The organism is Streptomyces sp. NBC_00249 (assembly GCF_026342355.1).
In the GTDB taxonomy this organism is placed as follows: Bacteria; Actinomycetota; Actinomycetes; order Streptomycetales; family Streptomycetaceae; genus Streptomyces.
On the sequence record NZ_JAPEMV010000002.1, the window covers coordinates 1,089,799 to 1,108,206 of the forward strand.

The following is an 18,408-nucleotide window of genomic DNA, read 5'->3' on the forward strand; positions in this document are numbered from 1 at the left end:
CCGCCGCCCGGCCTCAGCGCTTGCGCTCGACGCGCCGCTCGTCCCAGACGGGCTCCTGAGTCTCCCGCACGACACCGTCCGAACCGAAGACCAGGTAACGGTCAAATGTGCGCGCGAACCAGCGGTCGTGCGTGACGCACAGCACAGTGCCGTCGTACGCCTCCAGGCCTTCCTGGAGGGCCTCCGCCGACTCCAGGTCGAGGTTGTCCGTCGGCTCGTCCAGCAGCAGCGCCGTGGTGCCGGCCAGCTCCAGCAGCAGGATCTGGAAACGTGCCTGCTGGCCGCCGGAGAGCTTCTCGAAGGGCTGCTCGCCCTGGCGCTCCAGCTCGTAGCGGCGCAGGGCGCCCATCGCCTGGCCCAGCGGCTTGGCCGCCTCCGTCCACAGGATGTCGACGAGGGTGCGGCCGAAGAGCTCCGGGTGCGCGTGCGTCTGCGCGAAGTGGCCCGGGAGGACCCGCGCGCCCAGCTTCCAGTCGCCGGCGTGCTTGACGTCCTCACCGGCCAGCAGACGCAGGAAGTGCGACTTGCCGGAGCCGTTCGAGCCGAGGACCGCGACCCGCTCCCCGTAGAACACCTCCAGGGAGAACGGCTTCATCAGGCCCGTGAGCTCCAGGTTCTCCACGGTCAGCGCCCGCACGCCGGTCCGGCCGCCCTTGAGCCGCATCCGGATGTCCTGCTCGCGCGGCGGCTCCGGCGGCGGGCCGGCCTCCTCGAACTTCTGGAAGCGGGTCTGCATCGCCCGGTACCGCGAGGCCATGTCGGGGCTGGAGGCGGCCTGGTTGCGCAGCCGCAGCACCAGGGCCTTCAGGCGGGCGTGCTCCTCGTCCCAGCGCCGCTTGAGCTCCTCGAAGCGCGCGAAGCGCTCCTTGCGGGCCTCGTGGTACGTCCCGAAACCGGCGCCGTGCACCCACACGTCGCTGCCGGTCGGGCTCGCCTCCAGGCTGATGATCTTCTCGGCAGCCTGGGTGAGCAGCTCCCGGTCGTGGGAGACGAAGAGCACCGTCTTGCGGGTGGCCTTCAGCTGCTCCTCCAGCCAGCGCTTGCCCGGGACGTCCAGGTAGTTGTCCGGCTCGTCGAGGAGCAGCACCTCGTCGGGCCCGCGCAGCAGCGCCTCCAGGACCAGCCGCTTCTGCTCACCGCCCGACAGGGTGCGCACCTCGCGGAACTGCGCGGAGTCGTACGGGATGGCCAGCGCGGCCATGGTGCAGACGTCCCACAGGGTCTCCGCCTCGTAGCCCTGGACGTCGGCCCAGTCGCTGAGCGCCTGCGCGTACGCCATCTGCGCGGCCTCGTCGTCGACCGTGAGGATCAGGTGCTCGGCCCGGTCCACGGCCTTGGCGGCCTCCCGGATCCGCGGCTGGGACACCGACACCAGCAGGTCCCGTACGGTCGTCTCGTCCCGGACGGAGCCCACGAACTGCGACATCACCCCGAGCCCGCCGCTGATGGCGACGCCGCCGCCGTGCGGCTGGAGCTCGCCGGAGATCAGCTTGAGCAGGGTGGTCTTGCCGGCGCCGTTCGCCCCCACCAGGGCCACCACCGACCCCTCCCCCACGCGGAAGGAGACGTCGGGGAGCAGGACCCGCCCGTCGGGAAGGTAGTACTCCAGGTGGTTGGCTTCGAGATGTCCCATGCCGGGCATTCTCCCGGTCCGGCGGCGATCCACCCAACCGGATTAGGCGGCGGTCAGCAGCAGCCGGCCCCGGGCAGGGTGCGCATGTTCCGCGCCTCCTTGCTGCGGGCGGCCAGCAGCTCGTCCGCCGGGTAGCCGACCTCCTCCAGGGTGAGCCCGTGCGGCTTCACCACGTGCACCGAGGAGTCCCGTACGGCGGCGGCCAGCACCTGCCCCGGCCACTCCACCGGCCGGTGCCCGTCACCGACGTGCAGCAGCGCGCCGACCAGCGAGCGGACCATGTTGTGGCAGAAGGCGTCGGCCCGCACCGTCGCCGTGACGATCCCGTCCGCGTCCCGCACCCAGCTGAGCTGCTGGAGCGTACGGATGGTCGTGGCGCCCTCGCGCTTCTTGCAGTACGCGGCGAAGTCGTGCTCGCCCAGCAGCGCGGCGGCGGCCTCGTTCATGGCCTCCACGTCCAGGGGCCACTGGTGCCACAGCACGTGCCCGCGGCGCAGCGGGTCCACGCCGGCCTGGTGGTCGCCCACGCGGTAGGCGTAGCGGCGCCAGATCGCCGAGAAGCGGGCGTTGAAGCCCTCGGGGGCCTCGGCGGCCCGCCACACCCGTACGTCGTGCGGCAGGCGGCCCGCGAGGCGGCGCAGCAGCTTGTCGTGGTGCTCGGCCCACACCTCCTCGGCCAGGTCGAACTGCGCGACCTGCCCGCGCGCGTGCACCCCGGCGTCGGTGCGCCCGGCGACGGTCAGGTCGACGGGCTCCCCCAGCCTCATCACGGTCTGCAGGGCGCTCTCCAGCTCGCCCTGCACGGTCCGCAGCGTCCGCTGCTTAGCCCAGCCGGAGAAGTCCTTGCCGTCGTACGACAGGTCCAGCCGCACCCGGACGTGCCCGGGCTCCACCTCGTCACTCACGTGACAGATCCTCTCAGAGATGCGGGAATGCAGAACGGGCCCGCCCCGGGAAGGGGCGGGCCCGTTCAGAGCCGTTCAGCGTGATCCCGGAGGGGATCAGGCCTCCTTGGTCTCCTCGGCGGCGGGAGCCTCGACAGCCTCCGCCTCCTTCACGGCGCGCTTGGTGGCGGCCTCGGCCTCACCAGTGGCCTGCTGGGCGACCGTCAGGGCCTCGACCAGCTCGATGACGGCCATCGGGGCGTTGTCGCCACGACGGTTGCCGATCTTGGTGATGCGCGTGTAACCACCGGGGCGGTTCTCGTAGCGCGGGGCGATCTCGGTGAACAGCGTGTGCACGATGCTCTTGTCCGTGATCGTCTGCAGCACCAGGCGACGGTTGTGGATGTCGCCCTTCTTGGCCTTGGTGACCAGACGCTCGGCGTAGGGACGCAGGCGACGGGCCTTGGCCTCGGTGGTGGTGATGCGGCCGTGCTCGAAGAGCGCCTTCGCGAGGTTCGCGAGGAGGTGCTTCTCGTGCGCGGCGGAACCGCCCAGGCGGGCACCCTTTGCGGGACGCGGCATTGTTACTCCTTCAAATCTGCACCGGCCGTGTCAGGTACCGGTGACAGTTCCCTCAGGCGGTCGCGAGAGGGGGGTGTGGGGGGCGTGAGCCCCCCACAAGCTCTTCTAGTACTGCTCGGTCTCGACGAAACCGGCATCCGCGTCGTCGTCCGCGCCGAACGCGTCGGCCGCGGCGGTCGGGTCGAATCCGGGCGGGCTGTCCTTGAGGGCCAGGCCCATGCCGGCCAGCTTCGCCTTGACCTCGTCGATCGACTTCGCACCGAAGTTGCGGATGTCGAGCAGGTCGGCCTCGGAGCGGGCGACGAGCTCACCCACGGAGTGGATGCCCTCGCGCTTGAGGCAGTTGTACGAGCGGACCGTGAGCTCGAGCTCCTCGATCGGCAGCGCCAGATCGGCGGCCAGGGCCGCGTCCGTCGGCGAGGGGCCCATGTCGATGCCCTCGGCGTCGATGTTGAGCTCGCGGGCCAGACCGAACAGCTCGACCAGGGTCTTGCCGGCGGACGCCATGGCGTCACGCGGGCGCATGGCCTGCTTGGTCTCGACGTCGACGATCAGCTTGTCGAAGTCGGTGCGCTGCTCGACTCGGGTCGCCTCGACCTTGTAGGTGACCTTGAGGACCGGGCTGTAGATGGAGTCGATCGGGATGCGACCGATCTCCTGGCCCAGCTGCTTGTTCTGGACGGCGGAGACGTAGCCGCGACCGCGCTCGACGGTCAGCTCCATCTCCAGCTTGCCCTTGCCGTTGAGCGTGGCGAGGACCAGGTCCGGGTTGTGCACCTCGACACCGGCCGGGGGCGCGATGTCAGCAGCGGTGACCAGGCCGGGACCCTGCTTGCGCAGGTACATCACGACCGGCTCGTCGTGCTCCGAGGAGACGACCAGCTGCTTGATGTTGAGGATGATGTCGGTGACGTCTTCCTTGACGCCCGGCACGGTGGTGAACTCGTGCAGGACGCCGTCCACGCGGATGCTGGTGACAGCGGCACCCGGGATGGACGACAGGAGCGTACGGCGCAGGGAGTTGCCGAGGGTGTAGCCGAAGCCCGGCTCGAGCGGCTCGATCACGAACCGCGAGCGGTACTCGTCGACGACCTCTTCGGTCAGCGAGGGACGCTGAGCGATAAGCATGTCTGTGTTCCTTCAGTCGTGGACGCCCACTATTTGACGCCCGACGGTGTGCAGCACGGGGCTGCGGACTACAAGGGTACGGGCGGTACGTCCCCCGCGAAGGGAACGCACCGCCCGGACACTCAAAGACGCACAGGTGCGTCCGCTGCGTCAGACGCGGCGGCGCTTCGGCGGGCGGCAGCCGTTGTGCGGGGTGGGGGTGACGTCCTGGATCGAGCCGACCTCGAGGCCGGTGGCCTGGAGGGAGCGGATCGCGGTCTCACGGCCGGAGCCGGGACCCTTGACGAAGACGTCGACCTTGCGCATGCCGTGCTCCTGCGCGCGGCGGGCGGCCGACTCGGCGGCCATCTGCGCGGCGAAGGGGGTGGACTTGCGCGAGCCCTTGAAGCCGACGTGGCCGGCGGAGGCCCAGGAGATCACGTTGCCCGAGGGGTCGGTGATCGAAACGATGGTGTTGTTGAACGTGCTCTTGATGTGGGCGTGCCCATGAGCGACGTTCTTCTTTTCCTTGCGGCGCACCTTCTTGGCAGCGCCCTGACGACCCTTGGGGGGCATCTCTTACTCCTACGGGAGGTGGTCGGTCCTACAGCGCAAGACCGCTGAACAGGACTACTTCTTGCCCGGCTTCTTCTTGCCGGCGATCGCGCGACGCGGGCCCTTGCGGGTACGCGCGTTGGTGCTGGTGCGCTGACCGTGCACCGGGAGGCCGCGACGGTGGCGGATACCCTGGTAGCACTGGATCTCGATCTTGCGACGGATGTCGCCCTGGATCTCGCGGCGGAGGTCACCCTCGGTACGGAGGTTGGCGTCCACGTACTCGCGGATCTTGACGAGGTCCTCTTCGGCCAGGTCACGAACGCGGGTGTTCGGGTTCACGCCGGTGGAGTCGAGGATCTCCTTGGACCGGGTGCGCCCGATACCGAAGACGTAGGTGAGTGCGATCTCCACACGCTTTTCGCGCGGGATGTCAACACCGGAAACGCGTGCCATTCAATGGCTCCTGTGTGTTCGGGGGTCTTCCGCAAAACCACTCCCGACCGCCGACCAACCCGAAGTGGGTGATGGTACGTCCGGGTCCCCGGCCCCCGCCGGAGGTGCCGCCGGCCCCTCTCAGGGCTGGGCGGGTTCTGCGTATGTACGTTTTCTTACGTCGCGCGAAGAACTGCGGAAGGCAGGTCGGTCGGCGTGCGTCAGCCCTGGCGCTGCTTGTGGCGCAGGTTGTCGCAGATGACCATGACCCGACCGTGACGGCGGATCACCTTGCACTTGTCGCAGATCTTCTTGACGCTCGGCTTGACCTTCATGTTGGTGAGGTTCTCCGGGTCAGTGCCACCACCCCGCGTGAGCGGGATGCGGGGGCAAGATCTACTTGTATCGGTAGACGATCCGGCCACGCGTCAGGTCGTACGGGGAGAGCTCCACGACAACCCGGTCATCAGGGAGGATGCGGATGTAGTGCATGCGCATCTTGCCGCTGATGTGCGCGAGGACCTTGTGACCGTTCTGGAGTTCCACCTTGAACATCGCGTTCGGGAGGGACTCGATCACGGTGCCCTCGATTTCGATGGCACCTTGCTTCTTGGCCACGCTTCGCCTTTCGAATCGGCTACCTTGATCGGCTCGAGTGCGCCCATGCAGGCATGGAAGTGCACGAGAGCCGACGAGTCAGTCTACGTCAGGGCACCCAGAAAGACGAATCCGGAAAGTTTGCCCCAGAGTCTAGATCATTACCCCAGCGGATCGGGCGCGGTGGTAACCCCGTACTCCGCGAGCTTCGCCTTGCCGCAGTCCGGGCTGGTCAGGACGATGGGGCCGGCCTCGGTCAGGGCGATGGAGTGCTCCCAGTGCGAGGACCAGGTGCCGTCCGTGGTGATGACCGTCCAGTCGTCGGCCAGTACCTCCGTCTGGGCGGTGCCCAGGGAGACCATGGGCTCGATCGCCAGGCACAGGCCCGGGACCAGCTTGATGCCCTTGCCCCGCTTGCGCGAGACGTAGTTCAGCAGGTGCGGGTCCATGTGCATCTCGGAGCCGATGCCGTGGCCGCCGTAGTCCTCGATGATCCCGAACTTGCCGAGGCTGTGCTCACCGGTGGTCGGGCGGGGCTGGCGCTTGATGTACGTCTCGATCGCCTTGGAGATGTCCACGAGGCGGTTGCCGAGCCGCATGGCGGCGATACCGGCCCACATGGACTCCTCGGTCACCCGGGACAGCTCCAGGAGCTCAGGCGCGTGTCCAGTGCCCACGAAGGCGGTGTAGGCGGCGTCGCCGTGCCAGCCGTCCACGATCGCGCCGGCGTCGATGGAGATGATGTCGCCGTCCTTGAGGACCGTCTTCTCGTCCGGGATGCCGTGGACGACGACCTCGTTCACCGAGGTGCAGATGGTCGCGGGGAATCCGCCGTATCCGAGGAAGTTCGACTTGGCCCCGGCGTCCGCGATGACCTTGCGGGCCACCATGTCCAGATCCAGTGTCGTGGCGCCCGGCACGGCCGCCTCCCGGGTCGCCGCGTGGATCGCGGCGACGACCAGTCCCGCCTCGCGCATCTTCGCGATCTGCTCGGGGGTCTTGATCTGGACCATGGGGAAACAGCCTTCCAGCTTCGGATCAGAGTCTTCTCAACAGTACGGCCGCGGTGCCCTGAGGACACCGCGGCCGTATCTGCTCACTACGGGGGTACTACTTCTTGAGGGCGTCCATCGCCCGCTTGGTGATCTCGTGCACCTCACCGAGGGCGGCGATCGTCACCAGCAGGCCCTGGGCCTTGTAGTAGTCGATGATCGGCTCGGTCTGCGTGTGGTAGACCTCCAGCCGGTTGCGGACCGTGGCCTCGGAGTCGTCGTCGCGCTGGTACAGCTCGCCGCCGCAGGTGTCGCAGACACCCTCGGTCTTCGGCGCGGCGTACGTGACGTGGAAGACGTGCGCGGACTCCTTGCGGCAGATCCGGCGGCCGGCGATGCGCTTGACGACCTCGTCCTCCTCGACCTCCAGGTCGAGGACGGCGTCGAGCTTCATGTTCTCGGCCTGCAGCATCACGTCGAGGGCCTCGGCCTGCGACACGTTGCGCGGGAAGCCGTCGAGCAGGAAGCCACCCGCGGCGTCCGGCTGCTCCATGCGGTCCTTGGCCATGCCGATGGTGATCTCGTCGGGGACGAGGTCACCGGCGTCCATGAACGCCTTCGCGCGACGGCCCAGCTCGGTGTTCTGGCTGATGTTGGCGCGGAAGAGGTCGCCCGTGGAGATGTGCGGGATCGACAGGTTCTCGGCAAGGAACGCGGCCTGCGTTCCCTTGCCCGCACCGGGGGGTCCGACGAGGACGATTCGCATCAGCGGAGGAACCCTTCGTAATTGCGCTGCTGGAGCTGGCTCTCGATCTGCTTCACGGTTTCCAGACCGACACCCACGATGATGAGGATGCTCGTCCCGCCGAACGGGAAGTTCTGGTTCGCCCCGAAGCCCGCCAACGCCATCGTCGGCACAAGAGCGATGAGACCCAGGTACAGCGACCCCGGCCAGGTGATGCGGTTGAGTACGTAGCTCAGGTACTCGGCGGTAGGCCGGCCGGCGCGGATGCCCGGGATGAACCCACCATACTTCTTCATGTTGTCAGCAACTTCCTCGGGGTTGAACGAGATCGCCACGTAGAAGAACGCGAAGAACACGATCAGGAGGAAGTAGGTCGCGATGTAGTACGGGTGGTCGCCCTTGACGAAGTGCTTCTGGATCCAGGTGGCCCAGCCCGCGGTCGAGCCGCTGAACTGCACGATCAGAGCCGGGATGTACAGCAGCGACGAGGCGAAGATGACCGGGATGACACCGGCCTGGTTCACCTTGAGCGGGATGTAGGTGGACGTACCGCCGTAGGCACGGCGGCCGATCATGCGCTTCGCGTACTGGACGGGGATCCTGCGCTGCGCCTGCTCGACGAAGACCACCAGGGCCACCATCGCCAGACCCACCAGGATGACCACGCCGAACTCGACCCAGCCATCAGCGATCTTGCCCTGGAGCTTGATCGTCCAGAGAGCGCCGACGAAGCCGGCCGCGATCGAGATGAACATGAGGATCGACATGCCGTTGCCGATGCCGCGGTCGGTGATGAGCTCACCGAGCCACATGACGACGCAGGTGCCGGCGGTCATCGTGAGGACCATGACGACCGTGGTGAAGATGGAGCGGTCCGGAACGATCTCGGAGCGGACGGGGCAGGTCCCGAACAGAGCGCCGGTGCGCGCGGTGGCGACCAGGCCGGTGCCCTGCAGGATCGCGAGCGCGACCGTCAAATAGCGCGTGTACTGAGTGATCTTCGCCGTGCCGGACTGACCCTCTTTTTTGAGGTTCTCCAGCTTCGGGATGACCACGGTCAGCAGCTGCAGGATGATGCTCGCCGTGATGTACGGCATGATGCCGAGCGCGAAGATCGTGATCTGCAGCAGCGCACCGCCGCTGAACATGTTGACCAGACCGAAGAGGCTGTTGCTGCTCCCCATCTGGTCCACACAGATCTGAACGTTCTTGTAGCTCACGCCGGGGACCGGGATGTGGGACCCGAGCCGATACAGCACGATGATGGCGAGCGTGAAGAGCAGCTTCTTGCGCAGGTCGGGCGTCTTGAACGCCCGGGCGAACGCGGTGAGCACGGTGCCTCCTGCGACCCCCGCGCTACTGCGTCAGAGGTGACGGTCTGAGGGATCGACGAATACGTACAAGCAAAGGTGCACGCCACCTTACCGGCGAGTGTGCCCCCCGTGGAACGACCAACCGGGGATGCCCCTTATGTGAGGCATCCCCGGTCGGGTTTCTAGCTATTTGTCACAAGAGTTTCGTCTTAGACGAGCTCGGTGACGGTGCCGCCGGCAGCGGCAATCTTCTCCTTGGCGGAGCTGGAGACGGCGTCAACCGAAACCTGCAGCGCCACGGAGATCTCGCCCTGGCCCAGGACCTTGACGAGGCTGTTCTTGCGAACCGCGCCCTTGGCGACCAGGTCGGCCACCGTGACCTCTCCACCCTCGGGGTAGAGAGCGCCGAGCTTGTCCAGGTTCACGACCTGGAACTCGGTGCGGAACGGGTTCTTGAAGCCCTTGAGCTTCGGCAGACGCATGTGGAGGGGCATCTGCCCACCCTCGAAGCGCTGCGGGATCTGGTAGCGGGCCTTCTGGCCCTTCGTACCACGACCGGCCGTCTTACCCTTCGACGCCTCACCACGACCGACACGGGTCTTCGCGGTCTTGGCACCGGGGGCGGGACGGAGGTTGTGGGCCTTCAGCGGGCTGTTCTCAGCCATGTTAGTCAACCTCCTCAACCGTCACGAGGTGGCGGACGGTCTGAGCCATTCCGCGGAACTCGGGGCGGTCCTCCTTGACGACGACGTCGTTCAGGCGCTTGAGCCCGAGCGAACGCAGCGTGTCGCGGTGGTTCTGCTTGCTGCCGATGTACGACTTCGTCTGCGTGATCTTGAGGCGGGCCATTAGACACCCGCCCCAGCACGCGCACGGAGCAGAGCCGCGGGAGCGACGTCCTCGAGGGGCAGACCACGGCGAGCCGCGATCTCCTCGGGACGCTGCAGGCCCTTGAGGGCCGCCACGGTCGCGTGCACGATGTTGATCGCGTTCGAAGAGCCGAGCGACTTCGACAGGATGTCGTGAACGCCGGCGCACTCCAGAACGGCGCGCACCGGGCCACCGGCGATAACACCGGTACCGGGGGCGGCCGGCTTCAGCAGCACGACGCCCGCGGCACGCTCGCCCGTGATCGGGTGAGGGATGGTGCCCTGGATGCGCGGAACCTTGAAGAAGTTCTTCTTGGCTTCCTCGACACCCTTGGCGATGGCCGCGGGAACTTCCTTGGCCTTGCCGTAACCGACACCTACGGTGCCGTCACCGTCGCCCACCACGACCAGCGCGGTGAAGCTGAAGCGGCGACCACCCTTGACAACCTTGGCGACGCGGTTGATCGCGACAACGCGCTCAACGTAAGCGGTCTTCTCGGCGGCAGGGCCACCGTCGCGACCCTTCCGGTCCCGCCGCTCGCCGCCACCGGCACCGCTTCCGCGGCGCTGGGGTCCAGCCATTGGATTACCTCTCTCTGTTACGTCCGTGAGTCCCGGAACCGGGGCTTAGAACTTCAGCCCGGCTTCGCGGGCGGCGTCAGCCAGAGCGGCAATGCGCCCGGCGTATCGGTTGCCACCGCGGTCGAACACGACGGTCTCGACACCCGCGGCCTTGGCACGCTCGGCGACGAGCGCGCCGACAGCCTGGGCCTGCGAGCTCTTGTCGCCTTCGCCACCGCGGATCGAAGCGTCCAGGGTCGACGCCGACGCCAGGGTGTGACCCTGGAGGTCGTCGATGACCTGAGCAACGATGTTGCGGTTCGAACGCGTCACGACGAGGCGCGGACGCTCCGCCGTACCCGAGACGTTCTTGCGGATGCGGATGTGGCGGCGAGCCTTGGCAGCGCGCTTGTACGCGTCGCCCTTGGCGATCTTCACACCGTATGCCATGGCTACTTACCAGCCTTTCCGACCTTGCGGCGGATGACTTCGCCGGCGTACTTGACACCCTTGGCCTTGTACGGGTCGGGCTTCCGCAGCTTGCGGATGTTGGCGGCGACCTCGCCGACCTTCTGCTTGTCGATGCCCTCGACCGTGAACTTGGTGGGCGACTCGACCTTGAAGGAGATGCCCGAGGGCGCCTCGATCAGGATCGGGTGGCTGTAGCCAAGCTGGAACTCCAGGTCGGAGCCCTTCGCGGCGACGCGGTAACCGACACCGCTGATCTCGAGAGCCTTGACGTAACCCGTGGTCACGCCGGTGATCATGTTCGCCACCAGCGTGCGGGACAGGCCGTGCAGGGCCTTGTTCTGACGCTCGTCGTTCGGGCGGGTGACGTTCAGAACGCCGTCCTCACCCTTGACGATCTCGATCGGCGCGGCGACGGTGTGGGCGAGGGAACCCTTGGGGCCCTTCACCTCGACCGTGCGGCCGACGATGGTGACGTCCACACCGGCGGGAACCTGGATGGGGAGCTTGCCGATTCGCGACATTGCTTTTCCTCCGTTCCCGACTACCAGACGTAGGCGAGGACTTCCCCACCTACGCCCTTCTTGCCTGCCTGCTGGCCGGTCAGGAGACCGTGGGACGTGGAGATGATCGCCACGCCCAGGCCGCCGAGGACCTTCGGCAGGTTGGTGGACTTCGCGTACACGCGCAGACCGGGCTTCGAGATCCGCTTGATGCCCGCGATGGAGCGCTCACGGTTCGGCCCGAACTTCAGCTCGAGGACGAGGTTCTTGCCGACCTCGGCGTCCTCGACCTTCCAGCCGGTGATGAAACCCTCCTGCTTGAGGATCTCCGCGATGTGCGACTTGATCTTGCTGTGCGGCATCACGACGGTGTCGTGGTACGCCGAGTTAGCGTTACGCAGACGAGTGAGCATGTCTGCGATCGGGTCAGTCATGGTCATGAAGTGGCCTTCGGCCTCTCTCGCCGGGGTTTCCTGTATGCGCCATCCCTCTCCCCACTCAGAGGCGGGACGGGTGCGGCGCGGGGACCTACGGCGTAGTAAGTCGTTATGGGCGGCGGACGCCCAACCACACAAGCCTAAGGCATGCGCGGCCGGGCATCCGCCGACCAGATGCTTACCGAGAGTGCCTGGTACCGCTCAAGTCCTTACGGACGAGAGGGAGTTACCAGGAGCTCTTGGTCACGCCCGGCAGCTCGCCACGGTGAGCCATCTCACGAAGGCACACGCGGCACAGGCCGAACTTGCGGTACACGGAGTGGGGACGACCGCAGCGCTGGCAGCGGGTGTACGCACGCACACCGAACTTGGGCTTGCGGGCAGCCTTCGCGATGAGAGCCTTCTTCGCCATCTCGCTTACGCCTCCTTGAAGGGGAAGCCGAGGTGACGAAGGAGCGCGCGGCCCTCAGCGTCGTTGGTCGCCGTGGTGACCACGGTGATGTCCATACCCCGGGTACGGTCGATCTTGTCCTGGTCGATCTCGTGGAACATGACCTGCTCCGTGAGACCGAAGGTGTAGTTGCCACGGCCGTCGAACTGCTTCGGCGACAGACCACGGAAGTCACGGATACGCGGCAGCGCGAGCGACAGCGTACGGTCCAGGAACTCCCACATGCGGTCACCACGGAGGGTGACGTGGCAGCCGATCGGCTGACCCTCGCGCAGCTTGAACTGCGCGATGGACTTGCGGGCCTTCGTGACGGCCGGCTTCTGACCGGTGATCGTCGTCAGGTCGCGGATCGCGCCGTCGATCAGCTTCGAGTCACGGGCGGCGTCGCCGACACCCATGTTCACGACGATCTTGACGAGACCGGGGATCTGCATGACGTTCTCGTAGGAGAACTCCTCACGCAGCTTGCCCGCGATGTCCTCGCGGTACTTCGTCTTGAGACGCGGAGTGGTAGCCATCAGATGTCCTCACCCGTCCGCTTGGCAACGCGGATCTTGTTGCCCTCGTCGTCGAAGCGGTAGCCGACGCGGGTGACGACCTTCTTGCCGTCCTTCTCCACAACCAGCTGAACGTTGCTGACGTGGACCGGGGCCTCGGTGATCACAATGCCACCGGCCTGGTTCTGCGCAGCCTTGGTGTGCTTCTTGACCCGGTTGACACCCTCGACGAGGACGCGGTCGTTGGCGGGGAAGGCCGCGATGACCTTGCCCTGCTTGCCCTTGTCCTTACCGGTGATGACCTGAACCAGGTCGCCCTTCTTGATCTTCATGCTTACAGCACCTCCGGCGCGAGCGAGATGATCTTCATGAACTTCTTCTCGCGCAGCTCACGGCCCACCGGGCCGAAGATACGGGTGCCGCGAGGGTCGCCGTCGTTCTTCAGAATGACGGCGGCGTTCTCGTCAAAGCGGATGTACGAGCCGTCCTGGCGGCGACGCTCCTTGACGGTGCGAACGATGACCGCCTTGACGACGTCACCCTTCTTCACGTTGCCACCGGGGATCGCGTCCTTGACGGTGGCGACGATGACGTCACCGATGCCCGCGTAGCGGCGACCGGAACCACCGAGAACACGGATGCAAAGGATTTCCTTGGCACCAGTGTTGTCGGCGATACGCAGTCGCGACTCCTGCTGGATCACGTGTATCTCCTGTTTGTCTGCCGGTTCCCGGCGGGGGCCTCACACTCCGAAGAGCGGCGGCCCCCACCGAGCCTGGCGGAACGAACCTAAGGGAAACCCCTCAGGTGCTTACTTGGCCTTCTCGAGGATCTCGACGATGCGCCAGCGCTTGCTCGCCGACAGCGGACGCGTCTCCATGATGAGGACGCGGTCGCCGACGCCGGCAGCGTTCTGCTCGTCGTGCGCCTTGAGCTTGTTCGTACGGCGGATGACCTTGCCGTACAGCGCGTGCTTCACGCGGTCCTCGACAGCGACGACGACGGTCTTGTCCATCTTGTCGCTGACGACCAGACCCTCACGGGTCTTGCGGAAGCCGCGGTCAGTCGTCTCAGTCACGTTGTTCTCGCTCATCAGGCGCTCTCCACCGTCTCGATACCGAGCTCACGCTCGTGCATCAGGGTGTAGATGCGAGCGATGTCCTTACGGACGGACTTGAGCCGGCCGTTGTTCTCCAGCTGACCCGTGGCCGCCTGGAAACGGAGCTTGAACAGCTCCTCCTTGGCCTCGCGCAGCTTGCCAACGAGCTCCTCGTTGCCGAGCTCACGCAGCTCGGACGCCTTGGTTCCCGTCGCCATCACGACTCACCTGCCTCGCGCCGAACAATCCGGCACTTCATCGGAAGCTTGTGAGCAGCGCGGGTGAGCGCCTCACGAGCAATCTTCTCGTTCGGGTAGGACAGCTCGAACATGACCCGGCCCGGGTGCACGTTGGCGATCCACCACTCGGGAGAACCCTTACCGGAACCCATGCGGGTCTCGGCAGGCTTCTTGGTGAGCGGGCGGTCCGGGTAGATGTTGATCCAGACCTTGCCGCCACGCTTGATGTGGCGGGTCATCGCGATACGAGCCGCCTCGATCTGGCGGTTCGTCACGTACGCCGGGGTCAGCGCCTGGATGCCGTACTCGCCGAACGAGACCTCAGTACCGCCCTTGGCCATACCACGGCGCTTCGGGTGGTGCTGCTTGCGGTGCTTGACCCTACGAGGGATCAGCATGTCGGTCAGGCCTCCGTTCCGGTGCTCTCAGCCGGAGCGGCGGCGGGAGCGTCGGCCTTGGGGGCCTCGGCACCAGCAGCCTGCTGCGGCTTGCGGCCACCACGGCCGCCGCGCTCGCCACCACGGCCACCACGGCCGGCGGGACGGTCGCCAGCGCCCTGCGCGCCACGGGCCGGGCGGTTACCCGCACGGGCCGCAGCGTTCTCGGCGCGAACCTCGGCGATGTTCTTGACGTCGCCCTTGTAGATCCAGACCTTCACACCGATACGGCCGAAGGTGGTCTTGGCCTCGAAGAAGCCGTAGTCCACGTTCGCGCGGAGGGTGTGCAGCGGCACACGGCCTTCGCGGTAGAACTCGGAGCGGGACATCTCGGCGCCGCCGAGGCGGCCGCCGCACTGGATCTTGATGCCCTTGGCGCCGGCCTTCATCGTGCCCTGCATGCTCTTACGCATGGCGCGACGGAAGGAGACGCGGGAGGAGAGCTGCTCGGCAACGGCCTGGGCAACCAGCTGGGCATCGAGCTCGGGGTTCTTGACCTCGAGGATGTTCAGCTGGACCTGCTTGCCCGTGAGCTTCTCGAGGTCACCGCGGATGCGGTCGGCCTCGGCGCCACGGCGACCGATGACGATGCCCGGACGAGCGGTGTGGATGTCCACACGCACGCGGTCACGGGTGCGCTCGATCTCAACCTTCGAGATGCCGGCGCGCTCCATGCCGGACGTCATCATCCTGCGGATGGCGACGTCTTCCTTGACGTAGTCCTTGTACAGCTTGTCGGCGTACCAACGCGACTTGAAGTCGGTGGTGATGCCGAGCCGGAACCCGTGCGGGTTTACCTTCTGGCCCATTACCGGGAACCTTCCTTGCTGCTGACGACCACGGTGATGTGGCTGGTCCGCTTGCGGATCCGGTAGGCACGGCCCTGGGCACGCGGACGGAACCGCTTCAGGGTCGGGCCCTCGTCCACGTACGCCTCGCTGATGACCAGCGTGGAGGCGTCCGGGTGGTTGTAGTTGTGTGCGGCATTGGCAATGGCGCTGTCCAGCACCTTGCCAACCGGCACGCTCGCGGCCTGCGGGGCGAAACGCAGGACCGCCTGAGCCTCCGTGGCATCCATGCCACGGATAAGGTCCACCACTCGGCGGGCCTTCATGGGCGTGACGCGGATGTACCGCGCCTGGGCCCTGGCTTCCATGGTTGTCCCTTCGGTGTAAGTCATAGTCGTAACCACCCCGCCTTTAGCGGCGCTTCGACTTCCGGTCGTCCTTGACGTGGCCGCGGAAGGTGCGAGTCGGCGAGAACTCGCCGAGCTTGTGGCCGACCATCGACTCGGTGACGAACACCGGGACGTGGGTCTTGCCGTTGTGCACCGCGATGGTGTGACCCAGCATGCTGGGGATGATCATCGAGCGACGGGACCAGGTCTTGATGACGTTCTTGGTGCCGGCTTCGTTCTGGACGTCCACCTTCTTTACGAGGTGGTCGTCGACGAAGGGCCCCTTCTTGAGACTGCGCGGCATCTAAACCCGCTCCTAGCGCTTCTTGTTCGTCTTGCGGCGGCGGACGATGTACTTGCTCGAAGCCTTCTTCGGCGAGCGAGTACGACCCTCCTTCTGACCCCACGGGGAGACCGGGTGGCGACCACCACTGGTCTTGCCCTCACCACCACCGTGCGGGTGGTCAACCGGGTTCATCGCGACACCGCGGACGGACGGGCGAACGCCCTTCCAGCGCATGCGGCCGGCCTTGCCCCAGTTGATGTTCGACTGCTCGGCGTTGCCGACCTCGCCGACCGTGGCGCGGCAGCGCGCGTCGACGAGACGGATCTCACCGGACGGCATACGAAGGTGGGCCATGGTGCCCTCCTTCGCCAGCAGCTGCACGGAGGCACCAGCGGAGCGGGCGAACTTCGCGCCGCCACCGGGACGGAGCTCGATCGCGTGGATCGTGGTACCGACCGGGATGTTGCGGAGCGCGAGGTTGTTGCCCGGCTTGATGTCGGCCGTGGGGCCGTTCTCAATCCGGTCGCCCTGCTTCAGGCTCTTCGGCGCGATGATGTAGCGCTTCTCGCCGTCGGCGTAGTGCAGGAGCGCGATGCGCGCGGTGCGGTTGGGGTCGTACTCGATGTGCGCGACCTTGGCCGGCACGCCGTCCTTGTCGTGACGACGGAAGTCGATCACGCGGTAGGCGCGCTTGTGTCCACCACCCTGGTGGCGAACGGTGATCCGACCGGTGTTGTTACGGCCGCCCTTGCTGTGCAGGGGGCGAACCAGCGACTTCTCCGGCGTGGACCGCGTGATCTCGACAAAGTCGGCGACGCTGGAGCCACGACGGCCCGGGGTCGTCGGCTTGTACTTGCGGATACCCATTTCTCAGTCCTCGTCCGATTCCGGACGACTAGACCTCCGTTAGGAGGCCTGGCCGCCGAAGATGTCGATACGGTTGCCCTCGGCAAGGGTCACGATGGCGCGCTTGGTGTTCGCACGCTTGCCGAAACCGGTCTTGGTCCGCTTGCGCTTACCCTGACGGTTGATCGTGTTGACCCCGGTGACCTTGACCGAGAAGACCGCTTCCACGGCCTGCTTGATCTGGGTCTTGTTGGCGCCGGGCGCGACGATGAACGTGTACTTGTTCTCGTCCAGCAGCGCGTAGCTCTTCTCCGAGACGACCGGCTTGATCAGCAGGTCGCGCGGGTCGGTGAAGGTCTTGCTGGTAACGGTCGCCTCAGACATCAGGCGTCGCTCCCTTCGGTCTCATCGGCCTTGGGGCCAGACACGAAGGACTCGAACGCGGTCTGGGTGAAGACCACATCGTCGGAGACGATCACGTCGTACGTGTTCAGCTGGCCCGGCTCCAGGATGTGAACCTGGGGCAGGTTGCGGGCGGACAGCCACGCGGCCTCTTCGCTGCGGTCGACGACCAGGAGCAGGTTCTTGCGCTCCGAGATCTTGCCGAACAGCGTCTTGGCGGCCTTCGTGGAGGCGGCACCCTCGACCACGCCGGTGACGACGTGGATGCGGGAGTGACGCGCACGGTCCGAGAGGGCACCGCGGAGGGCGGCGGCCTTCATCTTCTTCGGGGTCCGCTGGGAGTAGTCACGCGGCTGCGGGCCGTGGACGACGCCACCGCCGACGAACTGCGGAGCGCGGGTGGAACCCTGGCGAGCGCGGCCGGTGCCCTTCTGGCGGTACGGCTTGCGGCCACCACCACGGACTTCGCCACGACGCTTGGTCTTGTGCGTGCCCTGACGGGCAGCAGCCAGCTGGGCGACAACGACCTGGTGGATCAGCGGAACGCTGGTCTTCGCGTCGAAGATCTCCGCGGGGAGCTCGACGGTACCGGCCTTGTCGCCTGCCGGCGAAAGGATGTCAATGGTGCTCATTACCTCAAGCCCCCTTGGCCGCGGTACGGACCAGGACGAGGCCGCCGTTCGGACCGGGGACCGCACCCTTGATGAGGAGCAGACCCTTCTCCGCGTCAACCGCGTGGATGGTCAGGTTCTGGGTGGTGACGCGCTCGTTACCCATACGACCGGCCATGCGCATGCCCTTGAAGACACGCCCAGGGGTGGCGCAGCCACCGATCGAACCGGGGGAGCGGTGCTTGCGCTGCACACCGTGACCGGCGCCGAGGCCCCGGAAGTTGTGCCGCTTCATGACACCGGCGAAGCCCTTGCCCTTGCTGTTGCCCGTGACGTCAACCTTGACGCCGGACTCGAACACCTCAGCAGTGATCTCCTGGCCGAGCGTGTACTCGCTGGCGTCGGAGGTGCGGAGCTCCACCAGGTGGCGGCGGGGGGTGACGTCGGCCTTGGCGAAGTGGCCCTTGAGGGGCTTGTTCACCTTGCGCGGGTCGATCTCGCCGAAGGCGATCTGGACCGACTCGTAGCCGTCGATGTCGTTCGTACGGACCTGGGTAACGACGCAGGGTCCGGCCTTGACCACGGTGACCGGGACGACACGGTTGTTCTCGTCCCAGACCTGGGTCATGCCGAGCTTCTCGCCCAGGACGCCCTTGATCTGCTTTGCCATCTTCTCGACGCC

At 66.6% G+C, this 18,408-nt stretch carries 31 protein-coding genes; all 31 read right to left on the bottom strand.

Going from position 1 to position 18,408, the window contains the following annotated elements:
* Positions 1-13 precede the first annotated feature (13 nt).
* The 31 genes from OOK31_RS13810 to rplC all read right to left on the bottom strand — a co-directional run bounded on the left by OOK31_RS13810 (position 14) and on the right by rplC (position 18,396).
* Positions 14-1,642 carry an ABC-F family ATP-binding cassette domain-containing protein gene (locus OOK31_RS13810; protein ID WP_267012752.1) on the bottom strand — a complete coding sequence of 543 codons (1,629 nt, stop codon included), beginning with the start codon at positions 1,640-1,642 and terminating at the stop codon, positions 14-16.
* 44 nt (positions 1,643-1,686) lie between these two features.
* Entirely contained in the window at positions 1,687-2,538 is an 852-nt protein-coding gene (gene truA, locus OOK31_RS13815) for a tRNA pseudouridine(38-40) synthase TruA (protein ID WP_267012753.1), read from the bottom strand.
* Positions 2,539-2,634: 96 nt separating this feature from the next.
* Positions 2,635-3,099: a 50S ribosomal protein L17 gene (gene rplQ / locus OOK31_RS13820; RefSeq protein WP_267012754.1), complete on the bottom strand. Its 465-nt coding sequence runs from the start codon at positions 3,097-3,099 to the stop codon at positions 2,635-2,637.
* Positions 3,100-3,204: 105 nt separating this feature from the next.
* Positions 3,205-4,227 carry a DNA-directed RNA polymerase subunit alpha gene (locus OOK31_RS13825; protein ID WP_008739666.1) on the bottom strand — a complete coding sequence of 341 codons (1,023 nt, stop codon included), beginning with the start codon at positions 4,225-4,227 and terminating at the stop codon, positions 3,205-3,207.
* A gap of 150 nt (positions 4,228-4,377) precedes the next feature.
* Positions 4,378-4,782, bottom strand: a complete 405-nt coding sequence (gene rpsK / locus OOK31_RS13830) for a 30S ribosomal protein S11 (protein WP_003956432.1) — start codon at positions 4,780-4,782, stop codon at positions 4,378-4,380.
* A gap of 54 nt (positions 4,783-4,836) precedes the next feature.
* Complete coding sequence (gene rpsM, locus OOK31_RS13835; protein ID WP_267012755.1) at positions 4,837-5,217, bottom strand: 30S ribosomal protein S13; 381 nt, start codon at positions 5,215-5,217, stop codon at positions 4,837-4,839.
* A 200-nt stretch (positions 5,218-5,417) separates the two neighbouring features.
* Positions 5,418-5,531: a 50S ribosomal protein L36 gene (gene rpmJ, locus OOK31_RS13840; protein ID WP_003956441.1), complete on the bottom strand. Its 114-nt coding sequence runs from the start codon at positions 5,529-5,531 to the stop codon at positions 5,418-5,420.
* A 61-nt stretch (positions 5,532-5,592) separates the two neighbouring features.
* Positions 5,593-5,814, bottom strand: coding sequence for a translation initiation factor IF-1 (gene infA / locus OOK31_RS13845; RefSeq protein WP_003956442.1), 222 nt, complete (start codon positions 5,812-5,814; stop codon positions 5,593-5,595).
* Between the two features lie 140 nt (positions 5,815-5,954).
* On the bottom strand, positions 5,955-6,806 hold the full coding sequence (map, locus tag OOK31_RS13850; protein WP_267012756.1) for a type I methionyl aminopeptidase: 852 nt from the start codon (positions 6,804-6,806) through the stop codon (positions 5,955-5,957).
* Positions 6,807-6,903: 97 nt separating this feature from the next.
* Positions 6,904-7,551, bottom strand: a complete 648-nt coding sequence (locus OOK31_RS13855; protein ID WP_267012757.1) for an adenylate kinase — start codon at positions 7,549-7,551, stop codon at positions 6,904-6,906.
* The gene (secY, locus tag OOK31_RS13860) at positions 7,551-8,864 is read right to left on the bottom strand and encodes a preprotein translocase subunit SecY (protein ID WP_267012758.1); all 1,314 of its coding nucleotides are present in this window, start codon (positions 8,862-8,864) and stop codon (positions 7,551-7,553) included. Before secY ends, OOK31_RS13855 begins: the two co-directional genes overlap by 1 nt.
* A gap of 188 nt (positions 8,865-9,052) precedes the next feature.
* Positions 9,053-9,508 (bottom strand): 50S ribosomal protein L15, encoded by a 456-nt coding sequence (gene rplO / locus OOK31_RS13865; protein ID WP_267012759.1) that lies wholly within the window; start codon positions 9,506-9,508, stop codon positions 9,053-9,055.
* Position 9,509: 1 nt separating this feature from the next.
* Positions 9,510-9,692: a 50S ribosomal protein L30 gene (rpmD, locus tag OOK31_RS13870; protein WP_267012760.1), complete on the bottom strand. Its 183-nt coding sequence runs from the start codon at positions 9,690-9,692 to the stop codon at positions 9,510-9,512.
* Entirely contained in the window at positions 9,692-10,294 is a 603-nt protein-coding gene (rpsE, locus tag OOK31_RS13875) for a 30S ribosomal protein S5 (RefSeq protein ID WP_267012761.1), read from the bottom strand. Before rpsE ends, rpmD begins: the two co-directional genes overlap by 1 nt.
* A gap of 45 nt (positions 10,295-10,339) precedes the next feature.
* Positions 10,340-10,723, bottom strand: a complete 384-nt coding sequence (gene rplR / locus OOK31_RS13880; RefSeq protein WP_030008471.1) for a 50S ribosomal protein L18 — start codon at positions 10,721-10,723, stop codon at positions 10,340-10,342.
* Between the two features lie 2 nt (positions 10,724-10,725).
* Entirely contained in the window at positions 10,726-11,265 is a 540-nt protein-coding gene (gene rplF, locus OOK31_RS13885; RefSeq protein ID WP_267012762.1) for a 50S ribosomal protein L6, read from the bottom strand.
* A gap of 20 nt (positions 11,266-11,285) precedes the next feature.
* A complete protein-coding gene (gene rpsH / locus OOK31_RS13890; protein ID WP_007265911.1) occupies positions 11,286-11,684 on the bottom strand; it encodes a 30S ribosomal protein S8 in 399 nt (132 codons plus the stop codon).
* A gap of 223 nt (positions 11,685-11,907) precedes the next feature.
* Complete coding sequence (locus OOK31_RS13895) at positions 11,908-12,093, bottom strand: type Z 30S ribosomal protein S14 (RefSeq protein WP_003956452.1); 186 nt, start codon at positions 12,091-12,093, stop codon at positions 11,908-11,910.
* 5 nt (positions 12,094-12,098) lie between these two features.
* Positions 12,099-12,650 carry a 50S ribosomal protein L5 gene (gene rplE / locus OOK31_RS13900; protein WP_030154702.1) on the bottom strand — a complete coding sequence of 184 codons (552 nt, stop codon included), beginning with the start codon at positions 12,648-12,650 and terminating at the stop codon, positions 12,099-12,101.
* On the bottom strand, positions 12,650-12,961 hold the full coding sequence (rplX, locus tag OOK31_RS13905; protein ID WP_267012763.1) for a 50S ribosomal protein L24: 312 nt from the start codon (positions 12,959-12,961) through the stop codon (positions 12,650-12,652). Before rplX ends, rplE begins: the two co-directional genes overlap by 1 nt.
* A 2-nt stretch (positions 12,962-12,963) precedes the next feature.
* Complete coding sequence (gene rplN, locus OOK31_RS13910; protein ID WP_008739701.1) at positions 12,964-13,332, bottom strand: 50S ribosomal protein L14; 369 nt, start codon at positions 13,330-13,332, stop codon at positions 12,964-12,966.
* Positions 13,333-13,440: 108 nt separating this feature from the next.
* Positions 13,441-13,722: a 30S ribosomal protein S17 gene (rpsQ, locus tag OOK31_RS13915; RefSeq protein WP_267012764.1), complete on the bottom strand. Its 282-nt coding sequence runs from the start codon at positions 13,720-13,722 to the stop codon at positions 13,441-13,443.
* Positions 13,722-13,946 carry a 50S ribosomal protein L29 gene (gene rpmC / locus OOK31_RS13920; RefSeq protein ID WP_008739703.1) on the bottom strand — a complete coding sequence of 75 codons (225 nt, stop codon included), beginning with the start codon at positions 13,944-13,946 and terminating at the stop codon, positions 13,722-13,724. The genes rpsQ and rpmC overlap by 1 nt, the downstream gene beginning before the upstream one ends.
* Positions 13,946-14,365, bottom strand: a complete 420-nt coding sequence (rplP, locus tag OOK31_RS13925) for a 50S ribosomal protein L16 (protein ID WP_030026326.1) — start codon at positions 14,363-14,365, stop codon at positions 13,946-13,948. Before rplP ends, rpmC begins: the two co-directional genes overlap by 1 nt.
* Before the next feature lie 5 nt (positions 14,366-14,370).
* Positions 14,371-15,213 (bottom strand): 30S ribosomal protein S3, encoded by an 843-nt coding sequence (gene rpsC / locus OOK31_RS13930; RefSeq protein WP_008739710.1) that lies wholly within the window; start codon positions 15,211-15,213, stop codon positions 14,371-14,373.
* Entirely contained in the window at positions 15,213-15,560 is a 348-nt protein-coding gene (gene rplV / locus OOK31_RS13935) for a 50S ribosomal protein L22 (RefSeq protein ID WP_007265904.1), read from the bottom strand. Before rplV ends, rpsC begins: the two co-directional genes overlap by 1 nt.
* Positions 15,561-15,603: 43 nt before the next feature.
* Positions 15,604-15,885 carry a 30S ribosomal protein S19 gene (rpsS, locus tag OOK31_RS13940; RefSeq protein WP_008739713.1) on the bottom strand — a complete coding sequence of 94 codons (282 nt, stop codon included), beginning with the start codon at positions 15,883-15,885 and terminating at the stop codon, positions 15,604-15,606.
* Between the two features lie 12 nt (positions 15,886-15,897).
* A complete protein-coding gene (rplB, locus tag OOK31_RS13945) occupies positions 15,898-16,734 on the bottom strand; it encodes a 50S ribosomal protein L2 (RefSeq protein ID WP_069921522.1) in 837 nt (278 codons plus the stop codon).
* Between the two features lie 39 nt (positions 16,735-16,773).
* Positions 16,774-17,097: a 50S ribosomal protein L23 gene (gene rplW / locus OOK31_RS13950; RefSeq protein ID WP_007265901.1), complete on the bottom strand. Its 324-nt coding sequence runs from the start codon at positions 17,095-17,097 to the stop codon at positions 16,774-16,776.
* Positions 17,097-17,747 (bottom strand): 50S ribosomal protein L4, encoded by a 651-nt coding sequence (rplD, locus tag OOK31_RS13955; RefSeq protein WP_254387363.1) that lies wholly within the window; start codon positions 17,745-17,747, stop codon positions 17,097-17,099. The genes rplW and rplD overlap by 1 nt, the downstream gene beginning before the upstream one ends.
* A gap of 4 nt (positions 17,748-17,751) precedes the next feature.
* Positions 17,752-18,396 carry a 50S ribosomal protein L3 gene (gene rplC / locus OOK31_RS13960; RefSeq protein ID WP_007265899.1) on the bottom strand — a complete coding sequence of 215 codons (645 nt, stop codon included), beginning with the start codon at positions 18,394-18,396 and terminating at the stop codon, positions 17,752-17,754.
* Positions 18,397-18,408 lie beyond the last annotated feature (12 nt).